Source organism: Hymenobacter sp. DG01 (assembly GCF_006352025.1).
In the GTDB taxonomy this organism is placed as follows: Bacteria; Bacteroidota; Bacteroidia; order Cytophagales; family Hymenobacteraceae; genus Hymenobacter.
Genome location: NZ_CP040936.1, coordinates 767074 through 780278, shown reverse-complemented (window position 1 = coordinate 780278; position 13205 = coordinate 767074). Strand labels below are relative to the sequence as shown.

The window sequence follows — 13205 nt, the reverse complement described above, 5'->3', positions numbered from 1 at the left end:
TTCTACGTAAGGGAGCTACATGTCTGCTCCCGTTACTGCCCCTACCCCGCCTGCTCCGTCCGCCTCGCCGTTTACGCCCCTGAAGATTCCGTTTTTCCGGATGCTGTGGATTGCGTCTTTCGTGTCGAACATCGGGACGTGGATGCAGAACGTGGGCGCCGTAGGGCTGATGACGGAGCTGACGACCTCACCGGTGCTGGTGGCCCTGCTCCAGACGGCCTCGGCGCTGCCCGTGTTTCTGCTGAGTCTGCCCGCTGGCGCCCTGGCCGACCTGGTGGACCGCCGCAAAATGCTGCTGGCCACTCAAACCTGGATGGCCGTGGTGGCCCTGCTGCTGGCCGCTGTCACGCTGCTCGGCCTCAACAACCCCTGGCTGCTGCTGACCCTCACGTTTCTGCTGGGCCTGGGCGGGGCCCTGAACAACCCCGTGTGGCAAACCGTGACGCCCGAATTGGTGCCCCGCCAGGAGCTACCCCAGGCCATTGCCCTCAACAGCGTGAGCTTCAACCTGGCCCGCGCTTTTGGTCCGGCCCTGGGCGGGTTGGTTATCGGCTACTTCTCGGCCGGCGCGGCTTTTCTGCTGAACGGGTTGTCGTTTTTAGCTACTATCTACATGGTGTACAGCTGGAAGCGCGAGCCCCAGGCTACCTCTACCCTGGCCACGGAACGACTGGTAGCGGCCATTCGGGGTGGCATCCGCTACGCCCGTTTTGCGCCGGCGGTGCAGCACATTCTGGTGCGGGGGGTAAGCTTCACGTTTGGGGCCAGCGCCCTGTTTGCCCTGATGCCGGCCGTGGTAGCGCGCCGCCTCCACGAGCCCACCTCCTTCTACTCCCTGCTGCTTTCCTGCATGGGGCTGGGGGCCGTTATTGCCGCCTTCATCCTGCCCCGTCTCAACCGCCGCCTCAGCATCGACTGGCGTGTGACGCTGGCAACCGGGGCCTTTGCCGTGAGCCTGCTGGGGCTGGGCTACGCCGATAACCACTGGCTGCTATATGGCCTGCTGACGTTGGTGGGCATGGCCTGGATGCTGGTGCTGAACTCGTTTAGCGTGGGTGTGCAGACGGTGGTGCCCCGTTGGGTGCAGGCCCGTACCATCAGTCTGTACCTGCTCACCATTCAGGGCGGCATGGCCCTGGGCAGCGTGGTGTGGGGAACCGTGGCCGAGCGCGCGAGCCTACCCCTGGCCCTGACCGGAGCCGCCGGCTGGTTGGGCCTGACCACGCTGCTGGCCCTGCGGTTCTCGCTGCGTAACTCCCCCGAAAGCCTCGACCATACGCCCGCCCGGTCCCGCCCCGAGCCCATTCTGGCCGAAGAGCCCGACCCGGAAGATGGCCCCGTTATCATCACCACCACGTACCGCGTCCTGCCCTCCGACCGCCCGGCCTTCACCTACTTAATGGAGCAGCTGGCCCGCATCCGCCGCCGGGAAGGCGCCATTGGCTGGGGCCTCTACGCTGATCTGGCCGACCCAACCCGTATGGTGGAGTATTTCATGACCGAATCGTGGGAGGAGCATGCCCAGCAGCACGACCGGGGCGTGAGCCGCGACGAAGCGGAGCTGAAAACCCAGATCTGGGCCCTGCACCAAGGCCCCGAACCACCTACCACTACCCACCTGTTAGCTCAGCATTATCGCCCCACCGCCACCCCGCCCCTAATGGTGCCCGGCAGCACCCGCCTGGTAGCCAGCACCGCTGGCGAGGCTACGGCATAGTTCCTCTGGGCATGAGCGTAGGAGGGTGAGAGGGTAAGTTGTCATGGCGAGGAGGCACGACGAATCCATCCTTTCTGACGAACGTGCTACCCCCGGAAATGTAATGAACCCTTGACATCCGTGCTGGCGTCAAGGGTTCGTTATATTTCCGGGGGTAGGGAACTGGGCAGGCGAATGGGTTTGGCACTGGCTTGACACGCCACATGCTCACCCCATACCCTCCTACCCTCCTACCCTCCTACCCTGATAAAAACCTTCCGGGTATGTTTGTGCTTCTTACCTGTCTCCCCTCTGTTTTTCTCTCATGAAACTTCTTTACAGCTACCTGCGCAACTACTGGGGCCTGCTGGCTCTGGCGTTGCTACTGGCGGCCATTAACCAGGTATTCTCCCTGCTCGACCCCTATATTCTGGGGCAGATTATCGACCGCTACGTATCGCCGAAGCTGAAAACAGGGCAGCATCCGGCCTTCTGGGCATTCGTCACGGGTGGGGCGGGCCTGCTTGTGCTGAAGGCCCTGGGCGTGGCTATGGTGTCGCGCATCGCCAAAAACTTTCAGGACTACTACACCAACGTCATCACCCAGCGGCTGGGAGCCCAGCTGTATTCCGATGGACTGCGGCATTCCCTGGAGCTGCCCTACCAGGTGTTTGAGGACCAGCGCTCCGGCGAAACCCTGGGCAAGCTCCAGAAAGTGCGCACCGATGTGGAGAAGCTTATTCAGAGCTTCGTGAACGTGCTCTTTATTTCCCTGGTAGCCATTCTGTTCGTGACCTGGTACGCCGTCAGCGTGTACTGGCCAATTGCGGTAGTGTATTTCCTGACAATTCCGCTGCTGGCCACGCTGAGCCTGTTTCTGAGCAAGCGCATCAAGGCCATCCAGAAAACCATTGTGGCCGAAACCACGGCCCTGGCCGGCTCCACCACCGAAAGCCTGCGCAATATCGAGCTGATCAAGAGCCTGGGACTGGCCCAGCAGGAAACCCAGCGCCTGAACGCTACCACCGAAAAAATCCTGAAGCTGGAGCTGAAAAAGGTACGCTACCTACGCTCCTTATCATTCGTGCAGGGCACCTTCGTGAACCTGATGCGCAACGTGATTCTGCTCATGCTGGTGTTTCTGGTGGTGCAGGAGGTGATTGAGCCAGGTAAGTTTATTACGTTCTTTTTCTACTCCTTCGCCATTTTCGGGCCCCTGCAGGAAATGGGCACCATCATTAATGTGTACCGCGAAACGGAAGCTTCCCTGGCCAACTACCAGCAGATTCTGGATACGCCCAAGGAGGTGAAGCCCACGCACCCCAAGGTGATTGAGAAGATTGAGACCCTGACGTTTCAGGACGTGCGCTTCCAGCATCTCACGGCCAGCGCCCCGGCCCTGGATGGCATCAGCTTTCAGACCAAGCTCGGCGAAACCATTGCTTTCGTGGGGCCTTCGGGCTCTGGCAAAACCACCCTGGTGAAACTGCTGGTGGGCCTCTACCCCCCGGCTACCGGCCAGATCCTCTACAACAACATTCCCGGCCCCGAGCTGGACCTGGATTTGCTGCGCGAGCAAATTGGGTTTGTAACCCAGGATACCCAGCTGTTTGCTGGTACCATCCGTGAAAATCTGCGCTTCGTGGCCCCCCACGCCACCGACGAGCAGTGCATTCGGGCCCTACACCAAGCAGCCGCGCACACGCTGCTGGCCCGCGCGCCCCTGGGCCTCGACACGGTTATCGGGGAAGGCGGCGTGAAGGTATCGGGTGGGGAAAAACAACGCCTGAGCATCGCGCGGGCCCTGCTGCGCCGCCCTACCCTATTGGTGTTTGACGAAGCCACCTCGGCCCTGGACTCGCTCACGGAAGAGGAAATCGGCCAGACGGTGCGGGAGCTCTCGGGCTCGCGCCAGCACATTACCATCCTCATTGCCCACCGCCTGAGCACCATCCTGCACGCCGACCGCATTTTCGTGCTGGAGCGCGGCCACGTAGCCGAGGCCGGCCGCCACGACGAGCTACTGGCCCAGCGCGGCCTCTACTACGCCATGTGGCGGCAGCAGATCGGGGAGCGGCCCCAGTCGGCCATTACGCCGGGCCGCGCAACTGCCGCGGCGTAAAGCCTGGCGAGACAACCCAACTACCAGGCAAAGGCCGCCCGGCAGCGCCGCTACAGCAGCCAGTCCTGTTTGCCTATTGCTCCGTGGGGCTTGCCCCTACCCCCTTCACAAGCCTCAACCCCGGAATATGCATTCCGGGGTTGAGGCTTGTTGGTTTTTTGCCCTGTTACTGCTTTAGCAGGCGGGTACGCTCTACCTGGCCGCCGCTCCGCCACTCCAGCAGATACACGCCCGGTTGCAGCGCGGGCGGCGTAAGCGTGAGGGAGGTTTGGGCAGCCGGCACGTGCTGCGCGTACACGCTCCGCCCCGTGAGGTCGAGCAGGCGCAGGGTAGCAGCCGACCCGGCGGGCACTTGCACCTGCAGCTCCGTAGTGAACGGGTTGGGGTAGGCCATCAGCCGGGCCTCGGCCAACGCAGGGGTCACGGTCAGGACTTCGGAGTAATGCGAGGTTCCGTCCAGGTCCTGCTGGCGCAGGCGGTAGTAGCGTAGCGTGCCCAGGGGCCGGGCATCGAGGTAGGTGTAGGCGCGGGGGGTAGTGCTGGTGCCGGCGGCAGGTAGGCGAACTACCTCCTCCCAGGCCGCAGTGGCAGGGTCATGGGTAGCTTCCAGAGCAAAAAACTGGCTGTTTAGCTCCACCGATGTGCGCCACTGCAGCTGTACACCGGCCCGCGTTACCTCCGCCCCGAAGCTCACCAGGGTTACCGGCAGGGGTACCGGCGCCAGCCGGGAGTACGCCCCGATGCCGCAGTTGGGAGCCGTAAGGCTGAACTCCGTTTCTGCGTTGGCACCGGCTACGTCGCTGGTCAGGCTCAGGGCCCGGTTCCGGGATGCGGGCGCAATGGCATAGTGCATCACAGCCCCCGGCTTAATAATATGCAATATGCCCCAGCTGCAGGCCGTGGCCTTGCTCGTGCAGGGCTACGCTTTCAAAATCGAACTGCCCACTGCCAGGATTGGCCGACGTAAACTGCCAGCTTTGCTCCCCGTCAAAAATGTAATCAGTACCGGTTAGCGCCCAGCTGATGGCCCCGCCGCTGCTGCAGCCGGCGTAGTAGGAATAAGTTACCCCCAGCACCCCGGCGTCCAGCTCCTGGGCATCATCAAAGCTAACCAGGTTGATGTTGTCGCGCTGGTCCTCGGTGTTAACAGTGGTAGTAGTGGAGGCTATTTTGCGGTTAGCCCCCACCCCATTGCGCCAGGTGAGCAGGGCCCGCTCGAAGGCCTGCTTAGCGGCCGTGTTGGCGGCAAACCGCTCGTTGTACTGCAGGGTATAGCCCCCTTGTTTGTCGGGGCCGGCCAGTGCGACGGGGTAGGCCCGCAGCGGGGAGTTGGCATCCGACTGATAGTCAAGGTTAATTCGGGCGTAGTCAATGGTAAGGTTGTCCAGGCTTAGGGCGCTTTCCGAGGTGCCATTGGTTACCAGCACCGCCCCCGAGCCTGCCGTGCCGCCGTTGCCTTCGGCCACCGAGGGCACGCGCACCTTAATTTCAGTATCCGACCAGCTTACGTACTCCGAGGCCAGGGGCGAAACGAAGGACTGCCCCCCGTTATCGGCGTTGCGGAAACCTACCAGTCCTTTACCCTGCGTGGCCCCAAACCCCGACCCTTTGATGGTGAGTACCGCCCCTGTGCCGGCCGTAATAACGGCCGGGCTCAGGCTGCTGATAAGGGGCGCGGCGGCAGGCCGGGCCGCCCGGCTCAGGCGTGCCTGCAGGGCAGTGTTGGGCCGCACCGCCCGTACTGCCTGACCGGCTGGTTCTTCCAGGGCTGGGTACAACTCCTCGGCAATGGAAGCATACCGCGCGAACGGCTCGGAGGCGGTAGCGGTGGTTAAATCGTAGCTGATGAGCCCCTGCGGGCCGGCGTACAGGCGGTAGCGGCCGGGCTGCCGGGCATCGGGCACCAGCAGAAACACGCCCTGCTGCCCTATGGCCAGCTGGGCCGAGTTGGTAACCTGCTCCCGGCGCAGCCCCACCGTGCCGCCCGCCGTGGCTACGGTCAGGTTTCCGGAAGGCAGGGCACCCCGGAATACTTTATAAACTTCCAGCTCGTTAAGGGTAACGATGTGGGCGCCCTCGTCCTGGCTGCGGGCGGCCGTTACGCGGGCTTCCACTACCAGCGTGGCGGCGGCTACGCGCTGGCTCAGGGGCAATGGCTCCAGCAGGCAGGTTTCCTGGGCGTGTACTACCCCGGCTGCCGGCCCCAGCAGGAGCAGCAGGCTAGCGCCGGCTCGGGTGAACCATTGCCAGGTTAATTGTGTTTTTTTCATGTAACTCAGTAGGTATTCGGCATCCTCTTCTCTCTGTCCCACTCGCGTAGCAGCTGCAACCGAGGCGCCAAAGATAATGTTCCTTGCCACCATCTTTGCTTGCTTAGGTCCTGAGGCCTTTATTTTGGCTGCGGATTTCCGGCAAGGTTCTTGTCAACTCAGTATCTCCATCTAACAGGACTTTTTCATGAACCACCCTCGCTTCTTCCGCTGCTTCGCAGGCTTGGTGCTTGCCGGGTGGCTCCTACTCTCCGGCTCAGCCGTGGCGCAAACCTCCACTGGGCAGCGCGACGTGCTTCGCGAAATCACGGATGTAGTGGGGCTTAAGCCGCGCTTTGAGCTGCGCGCCACCACCGAGGTGCAAAACGCTGCGGCCGTGGTATATGGCGGCAAGCGCTACCTCTTATATAACCCGCAGTTTGTAGCGGCGGTAAACCGCGCCGGCCGTACCGACTGGGCTGGCATCAGCATTCTGGCCCACGAAATGGGGCACCACCTCAATGGCCACACCTTGCGCGCCGGGGGCTCTAACCCGGCCGATGAGTTGGAAGCCGACGAGTTTTCGGGGTTTGTGCTGCGGAAAATGGGGGCTAGCCTGGCCCAGGCCCAGGCCGGCATGGCCGTCGTATCCGACGACGAGGCCTCGCCGACTCACCCCGGCCGCCGCACCCGCCTCACGGCCATTGGCGAGGGGTGGCAGCGGGCCAATCAGCAGATTGTAGCCAGCACCCGCACGGCGGCCCCCTCAGCTACCCCCGCCGTGCTGGCTGACCGCGCCACGGCTCCCGTCCGTACGGTGGCTACTACTGCCAGCCCCGTGAGCGTGCTGGGCAAAATCACCTTCCGCGACAACCCCGATGACCCCTATTACATCACCAACCGCCTCAGCGTGGTGCGCGTTGACCGCCAGGACCGCACCGCCCAGGTTGTAGGCCGCCTCACCCGCTCGGAAAGCACCAACTACCCCTACGTGCTGGTAGATGGGCAGCAGCGCCGCCTCTACATCAGCCGCAATGGGGGCATCTATGACACCAGCGGCCGGCAGGTAGCCCTGCTCTCCGATCCGTCGTAGGAGCTTCTGATACAAGCATTATCCCTGAAGGCCGGCTTCCGTGTGGAAGCCGGCCTTTTTTCATGTTCAGGCCGCCACCGTGTCCGTTGGTCGGCTTGCCCTACCTTTGATCCTGTACCTGCTTTTCTGCCATGTCCTCCTACCCCTTTCTGCTGATAGACGCCTTTACTGAAACTGCCCTGGGCGGCAACCCCTGCGCCGTAGTGCTGGACGCCGACGACCTCACCGACGAGCAGATGCAGCGCCTGGCCCAGGAGTTCAACCAGTCGGAAACGGCCTTTGTGCGGCGCTCGGAGGTAGCCGAGTTTGGGGTGCGCTACTTTACACCCAGCGAGGAGATTCCGCTGGCCGGCCACCCCACCATTGCCACCATCACGGCGCTGCTGCACACGGGCCGCCTACCCCGCCCAACGGCCGAAAACCTCCGGTTGCAGCTGGAGCTGCTGCACGGCCCCATCGCCATTGAGGTCCTACCCCCCGCCACGGCCCAAACCCCGCCCCGCGTCCTGATGACCCAGCGCCGCCCGGTATTTGGGCAGGTGCACGACGCGGCCCAGGTACTGCCCCTGTTTGGCCTTACCCCCGACGACCTGGTGCCGGGCTCCGTAATTCAGACGGTGAGCACGGGCACGCCCCAGCTCATGGTGCTGGTGCGCGACGCGGCTACCCTGCGCCGGGCCCACCTACCCAACCCCGCGGCCCTGGAGGAATACCGGCAGCACACCGGCTTCTTCAGCTCCCATCTGTTTTGCCTGGAAGGGGCCACGCCCGCCGGCACCACCTTTGCCCGCCACCTGTGCACCCCGCCCGATGTGCTCGAAGACGCCGTAACCGGCTCGGCTACCGGCGGCATGGCTGCCTACCTCTGGCACTACGGCTTTCTTAGCAGCCCGCATTTTATAGCTGAGCAGGGTCACTGGCTGGGCCGGCCGGGCACGGTGCAGGTAAGCGTGCATGGCCCCCGCGAGGCCATTGAGGCGGTACAGATAGGGGGCACTGGCGTAGTGGTGCTGGAGGGCCTGCTCCGGCTCTAGCAGGCGCACGGGCAGGCCGCCGGGGCGCTTTTCGCGGCAGCGCAGCCGGGCTGGCGCAGAGGTTGAGCGGGCCGGGAACGTAGCCTAGTGCCGCGCTTGTTACCAAGGGCTGCTCCGCCCTCTCCGCGCGGGTGCTTCCTGCTAACCTACACATTTCTTTACATGCCCGAACTACCGGAAGTTGAAACCTACCGCCGCTTTCTGGATGAGGTGATGCTGCACCAATCCATTACGGCCCTTGAAGTAAAAGACGCCCACGTACTGGCCACCGATGAGGATACCCTGCGCCGGGCCCTGGTGGGCCGCACGGTAACCGGTACCAGCCGGCTGGGCAAAAACTGCTTTCTGCTCCTGAGTAGCGGGCAGGTACTGGTGCTGCACTTCGGCATGACCGGCGACGTAGGCGCCTACCGCGACGAGGCCGATGCGCCCCGGTTTACCCGCGTGGCCTTTCACCTGGAGTCGGGGCTGCGGGTGGCGTTTATCGATCCGCGCAAGTTTGGCCGCATCCGGCTGGCCGAAGGCATAGCGCAGTATCAACAGGCGAAAAAGCTGGGCCCCGACGCCCTAGATGTTACCGCCGAGCAACTGCAGAACAAGCTCGCCAAACGCAAAACTTTCCTAAAACCGCTGCTGCTGGACCAGAGCATCACGGCGGGCCTCGGGAATTGGATTGTAGATGAAGTGCTGTTTCAGGCACGCCTGCACCCGGAGCGCCCGGCCCACACCCTGACTACTCCTGAGTTTGAGGACCTGCACGGCGCTATTCAGCTGGTCCTGCGTACGGCCATCGGGCATGAGGCTACCTACCGGGAATTTCCGGCCAGCTTCCTTATTCACGCCCGCGAATGGGACGATTCCGCGACACCCGGCACCGATCAGCACCAGTTCTGTCCGCGGCATGCTACTACTAAAATTGAAAAAACGTATGTCGGTGGACGGGCTACTTATACCTGCCCTCATTGCCAGCAACTCAGGTAAATACTTAAAAAACCATATTCTATATTTGGTACAGCCGACTGAAACCCAGTCGGCTGATTTTGTTTTTCGGGGATATATAGGGCTCTAAAGCAAGAAAATACGGCTGATATTGCACCTCACAGATACCAGGTATCACGAATCAGTTAATTTTTCTAATCGCCTGAACCAGTATTAATTACAATCTACTACCTTTGTATTATCGGAAGCCCACGGGCGGCCAGGTAGTAGAGAAGTTGGACGTAAAAAGTGAGGCTTATGCCGCAGATGTACTACGCCTCGAAGCGTGTTGTTGTACAATCACCAAAACCCGTTTTCATGAAGAAACTGCCCGTATTCCTGAGCCTGCTGGCTAGTACCCTCGTATTTGCCTCTTGCGAAAAAGAGATTGAGGAGATTAAAGATCCCGCCCAGGAAGTGGCAGCTGCCGCTACAACCGTCCAATCGAAACCGGAGCTGCTGGCTGCCGGCCCCTGGCGCCTGACCGGCCTGACGCTGGTTACTGCTACCCCGGGTGCCGTCGCTACCCCCGCCGTGGACCTGTTCCCGCGCATCAAGGACGCCCAACGCGACAATCTGCATCTGTTCAACACCGGCGGCAGCTACACCCTCGATGAGGCCGCCCTTAAAGCACACCCCGAAGCTCCCCAGCAGCTCACCGGCTCCTGGACGCTGTCCGGCGACTCCCTGACGGTTACTCAACCCGACGTGACCCGCCACTACGCCGTAGAAGAGCTGACCAGCACGACCCTGCGCCTCAAGCTAACCCAAACCGGCGAGCAAGGCACTACCACCTATACCTCGGTATTCGCGCGCTAAGCGCCTTTCTCCCTGTTCAAGTGCAAAAAGCCCGGCTACCATAGCCGGGCTTTTTGTTTTCCGTCAGAGCAATTTCTGAGACCCTGAGCACAGGCCCAAACGCCCCTACCCCAGCTGTCAGTGATTGACGCGCAGATTACTGAGGATAAGGGCGCAGGTGCCCAGCCCCAGCAAGCCCACCACCAGCCCCGACACGAGCATGACCTTGCCCAGCTTGCGGTGGGCGGTAAACAGAAGCGCCACCCCGATTACCAGGTTCAGTACCGGCAGGGCCAGCATCCCGATAAAGCCGCCCAGACTACTGAGTACCAACAAGGCGGCGAAATTAGCTGCCACTACCCGGCCCAGCAGGGCCCCGGTGGACAGCTCGGGCTGTTTGGACGGTTCAGGCGTTTCCATGGGGTAGGAAAAGGTTAGAGGACCGGAATATCGCGCAGCTCCTGCAGGCGCGCCAGCTTTTCTTCGTCGCGGTAAAGCAGGTTCATGGTTTCGAAGGGGATAATCTTCAAATCCTTGCTTACGATGTGGACGCAGGACTTTTTGATGGCGCGCACATCGAAGTTCCAGGCATCCATGAACTGCAGAATAATCACCCGGAACAGGTTTTCGTAGCGGAGGTTTGGCGCCTGAATAGAGGGTAGGCAGCAGAGTAGCTGGTTGAGCTCGGGGGTGATGGTATCCACGGTGTTGGCCGTGCTGAACAGGCGCAGCAGGTGCTGGCGTAGGCGTGGGTCGTGCTCGTACACAATGGTATTGCCGCTGCTCTGGAGCAGCTCGGCCGGCTGCACGTAGCGCGTAAGCGGAAACACCTCGCCGCCCAGTTTCAGGGCGTAGCCCATCACCAGGGCATCGGGGTTGCAGGGCACGGGCAGCAGGTCCTCGGCCGTAAACACAGGGCTCTGCTCGATGATGCGCTGGCGGGTTTCAGTGAGGGTGAGGCGGTCGGTGGCGGGGTCGAAGTTCTGGAGGCGGCCGGCGGCCTGGGTGGGCTGGAATGTAACGCCGCGCACGCAGCGCTGCTGCAGGGCGAAGTCGATGACCTGGCCCATTTCATCGTCGTTCAGCCCCTTCTGCAGGGTCACGACCAGGGTAGTGCTGAGGTTGTACTTGTTGAGGTGCTCCAGGGCCTGGAGGCGCACCTCGCGCAGGTCGCGCCCGCGCAGACTTTCCAGGGCTTCCTTCTTAAAGGAATCAAACTGCAGATACACCTCAAACGCGCCCTCGTAGGTAGCCAGCCGGGCCACGAAGGCCTCATCCTTGGCCAGGCGCACACCGTTGGTGTTCACCATCAGGTGCTTGATGGGCTTGCGCTTGCACATATCCAGTATCTCCCAGAACTGCGGGTGCAGGGTGGGCTCGCCGCCAGAAATCTGCACCACGTCGGGCTCGCCCTCGTTTTCTACCAGCACGTCCACCATGGCTTCTACCTCCTCCAGGGTGCGGTGCCGGCCGTGCAGGGGGCTGCTCTCGGCGTAGCAGGTAGGACAGGTGAGGTTGCAGCGGTCGGTTATTTCGATGACGGTGAGGCAGCTGTGCTGCTCGTGGTCGGCGCAGAGGCCGCAGTCGTAGGGGCAGCCGTAGTGCGTGGCGGTGTTGAAGCGGCGCGGCGTTTCGCTGGGCTTCACGTAGTTGCGGATGCTCTTGTAGTACTCAACGTCGGTGGCAATGAGCACTTTTTGGCGGCCGTGGCTGGGGCAGCGCTTGAGCATGTACACGCCGCCATCTTCAAACACAATCTTGGCCTCCACGCGCCGCAGGCAGTGCGGGCACAAACTCAGGGTGAAGTCGTAGTAGGTATAGGGCCGTTCGGGCATGGTGGAAAGGAAAGCACTATAAGTCTAACTTAATTTCTATGAGCAGCAAATTGTCATTCTATTCCTCATAATCTTTAATCCACTCTTCCCAATGTTGCTGTGTCACCTCTTGGCTATAGCAAGAATTATTATTGAAGTAAGTCCCAATAGTAATTGCTCGTGCAAATTGTGCATTTTCAATACATACGTTTTCAAAACGAGCGCCAGTCAAATTCGCCTCTCTGAAATCACAGGTTTTAATACCACCGTTTATAAACTGAGCATTGGTCAAATTAGCTTTCCGAAAACTGACGTATAAAGAGCAATTTTCAAAAGTTATTCCATCAAGATTTTGTCCCTCTAAACTTTCGTTCATTATGTCTAAATTCTCGAAATAGCGTTGCCCGGACTTATACTTTTCTAATATATAAACAGCTAGATCAGTTCTATCCATGATGAGGCTAATTAGAAGGCAGTAAATTTAGAAACGTTGTGCGTGCTTTCTCCCACCCGAACAACCACACATAATATCCCAACCCTGCCACGCAGGCCCACTGAATGGCGGTGAGGCCCCAGCCGGCCGGGGCGGTCGTAGGTTTTAGAAACTCCACCAGCAGCCGGAATAGCAGATAGCCGGCCAGGAAAAACCGGAAGCGCCAGCCGTTCGGGAGCGGCCCGTGGCGCTCCGCGAGCCACAAGCCGGCCGCCGTGAGCAGCAGCCACCCGATTTCGTAGAGGTTGGTGGGGTGGCGCGCTACCCCGTCGCCGAAGTTGAAACCCCAGGGCAAGGTAGTGGCCGTGCCGTAGGTGCCGTCTTCGAGGCCCGAGAGGTGGCAGCCCAGCCGGCCAATGCACATAGCGAGCAGAATTGGGTACACCATCAGGTCGCCGCTGGAGGTTGTTACGCCGAGGCGTTTTTTGGTTAGCTCTACCCCTACCAGGCCACCCAGCAGGCCCCCGACGATGGTTTTATTGGTGAAGTAGTACAACCAACCACCGGGCGGGTGCAGCAGCAGTTCCGGGTGTTCCAGCAGACCTAGCACCCGGGAACCGAGCAGGGCGCCAGTCGCGCAGCCGATGAAAATCCAGAGGCGGTTTTCGTCGGATATCGGGTCGGGGAAGCGGGTGCGCAGGTGCTGGTAGAAGCGGTAGCCCACCGAATATGCCAGCACCTCCAGCAGCAGATGGATGGGTATAATAAGCGGCCCTAACGTGAGGTGAACAGGGTAGGACAAAGGAGTTATGGGTTACCAGTTGCTGGTGGCAATGATACGCAAAACGCACTGCTGCCAAAGACGTGTCAGCCTGCACTCAAATGAAATATAGTTAGAGTTGGCTAGCTGTTTAGAGAATATTAAAAACGAATAAACGTCATGTCGAACTTGTGGAGACATCTCGCGTGCTGATGTTGATTACTACCC

The 13205-nt window shown here is 61.0% G+C and carries 12 protein-coding genes; 6 read left to right on the top strand and 6 right to left on the bottom strand.

What is annotated here, in order from left to right:
- Nucleotides 1-19: 19 nt before the first annotated feature.
- Nucleotides 20-1717, top strand: a complete 1698-nt coding sequence (locus tag FGZ14_RS03270) for an MFS transporter (protein WP_139921175.1) — start codon at nt 20-22, stop codon at nt 1715-1717.
- 304 nt (nt 1718-2021) lie between these two features.
- Nucleotides 2022-3818: an ABC transporter ATP-binding protein gene (locus FGZ14_RS03265; protein ID WP_139921173.1), complete on the top strand. Its 1797-nt coding sequence runs from the start codon at nt 2022-2024 to the stop codon at nt 3816-3818.
- Nucleotides 3819-3984: 166 nt separating this feature from the next.
- Here FGZ14_RS03265 and FGZ14_RS03260 read toward each other — a convergent pair whose 3' ends face one another.
- Together FGZ14_RS03260 and FGZ14_RS03255 are read right to left on the bottom strand one after the other, a co-directional pair.
- Nucleotides 3985-4671: a T9SS type A sorting domain-containing protein gene (locus FGZ14_RS03260; RefSeq protein WP_257883401.1), complete on the bottom strand. Its 687-nt coding sequence runs from the start codon at nt 4669-4671 to the stop codon at nt 3985-3987.
- A gap of 13 nt (nt 4672-4684) precedes the next feature.
- Nucleotides 4685-6088: an IPT/TIG domain-containing protein gene (locus FGZ14_RS03255; protein ID WP_219601049.1), complete on the bottom strand. Its 1404-nt coding sequence runs from the start codon at nt 6086-6088 to the stop codon at nt 4685-4687.
- A gap of 187 nt (nt 6089-6275) precedes the next feature.
- Here FGZ14_RS03255 and FGZ14_RS03250 point away from each other — a divergent pair, with 187 nt between their 5' ends.
- From FGZ14_RS03250 to FGZ14_RS03235, 4 genes are all read left to right on the top strand, one after another.
- The gene (locus tag FGZ14_RS03250) at nt 6276-7160 is read left to right on the top strand and encodes a membrane-binding protein (protein WP_139921167.1); all 885 of its coding nucleotides are present in this window, start codon (nt 6276-6278) and stop codon (nt 7158-7160) included.
- 131 nt (nt 7161-7291) lie between these two features.
- Nucleotides 7292-8194, top strand: a complete 903-nt coding sequence (locus tag FGZ14_RS03245) for a PhzF family phenazine biosynthesis protein (protein ID WP_139921165.1) — start codon at nt 7292-7294, stop codon at nt 8192-8194.
- 162 nt (nt 8195-8356) lie between these two features.
- Nucleotides 8357-9175, top strand: coding sequence for a DNA-formamidopyrimidine glycosylase (gene mutM, locus FGZ14_RS03240; RefSeq protein ID WP_139921162.1), 819 nt, complete (start codon nt 8357-8359; stop codon nt 9173-9175).
- A 315-nt stretch (nt 9176-9490) separates the two neighbouring features.
- Nucleotides 9491-9991, top strand: coding sequence for a DUF5004 domain-containing protein (locus FGZ14_RS03235; RefSeq protein WP_180754469.1), 501 nt, complete (start codon nt 9491-9493; stop codon nt 9989-9991).
- Nucleotides 9992-10108: 117 nt separating this feature from the next.
- On the opposite strand, the gene FGZ14_RS03230 is transcribed toward FGZ14_RS03235, so the two are convergent.
- The 4 genes from FGZ14_RS03230 to FGZ14_RS03215 are packed head-to-tail and all read right to left on the bottom strand — an operon-like array spanning nt 10109 to nt 13019.
- The gene (locus FGZ14_RS03230) at nt 10109-10390 is read right to left on the bottom strand and encodes a hypothetical protein (protein ID WP_139921157.1); all 282 of its coding nucleotides are present in this window, start codon (nt 10388-10390) and stop codon (nt 10109-10111) included.
- A gap of 14 nt (nt 10391-10404) precedes the next feature.
- Nucleotides 10405-11805, bottom strand: coding sequence for a radical SAM protein (locus FGZ14_RS03225; protein ID WP_139921155.1), 1401 nt, complete (start codon nt 11803-11805; stop codon nt 10405-10407).
- A gap of 58 nt (nt 11806-11863) precedes the next feature.
- Nucleotides 11864-12238: a pentapeptide repeat-containing protein gene (locus FGZ14_RS03220; protein WP_139921153.1), complete on the bottom strand. Its 375-nt coding sequence runs from the start codon at nt 12236-12238 to the stop codon at nt 11864-11866.
- A gap of 7 nt (nt 12239-12245) precedes the next feature.
- Nucleotides 12246-13019 (bottom strand): prolipoprotein diacylglyceryl transferase, encoded by a 774-nt coding sequence (locus FGZ14_RS03215; protein ID WP_139921151.1) that lies wholly within the window; start codon nt 13017-13019, stop codon nt 12246-12248.
- Nucleotides 13020-13205 lie beyond the last annotated feature (186 nt).

Coding starts and splice junctions, on each gene's coding strand:
- FGZ14_RS03270 (WP_139921175.1), top strand. CDS start 20: ATGTCTGCTCCCGTTACTGCCCCTACCCCGCCTGCTCCGTCCGCCTCG.
- FGZ14_RS03265 (WP_139921173.1), top strand. CDS start 2,022: ATGAAACTTCTTTACAGCTACCTGCGCAACTACTGGGGCCTGCTGGCT.
- FGZ14_RS03260 (WP_257883401.1), bottom strand. CDS start 4,671: ATGCACTATGCCATTGCGCCCGCATCCCGGAACCGGGCCCTGAGCCTG.
- FGZ14_RS03255 (WP_219601049.1), bottom strand. CDS start 6,088: ATGAAAAAAACACAATTAACCTGGCAATGGTTCACCCGAGCCGGCGCT.
- FGZ14_RS03250 (WP_139921167.1), top strand. CDS start 6,276: ATGAACCACCCTCGCTTCTTCCGCTGCTTCGCAGGCTTGGTGCTTGCC.
- FGZ14_RS03245 (WP_139921165.1), top strand. CDS start 7,292: ATGTCCTCCTACCCCTTTCTGCTGATAGACGCCTTTACTGAAACTGCC.
- mutM (WP_139921162.1), top strand. CDS start 8,357: ATGCCCGAACTACCGGAAGTTGAAACCTACCGCCGCTTTCTGGATGAG.
- FGZ14_RS03235 (WP_180754469.1), top strand. CDS start 9,491: ATGAAGAAACTGCCCGTATTCCTGAGCCTGCTGGCTAGTACCCTCGTA.
- FGZ14_RS03230 (WP_139921157.1), bottom strand. CDS start 10,390: ATGGAAACGCCTGAACCGTCCAAACAGCCCGAGCTGTCCACCGGGGCC.
- FGZ14_RS03225 (WP_139921155.1), bottom strand. CDS start 11,805: ATGCCCGAACGGCCCTATACCTACTACGACTTCACCCTGAGTTTGTGC.
- FGZ14_RS03220 (WP_139921153.1), bottom strand. CDS start 12,238: ATGGATAGAACTGATCTAGCTGTTTATATATTAGAAAAGTATAAGTCC.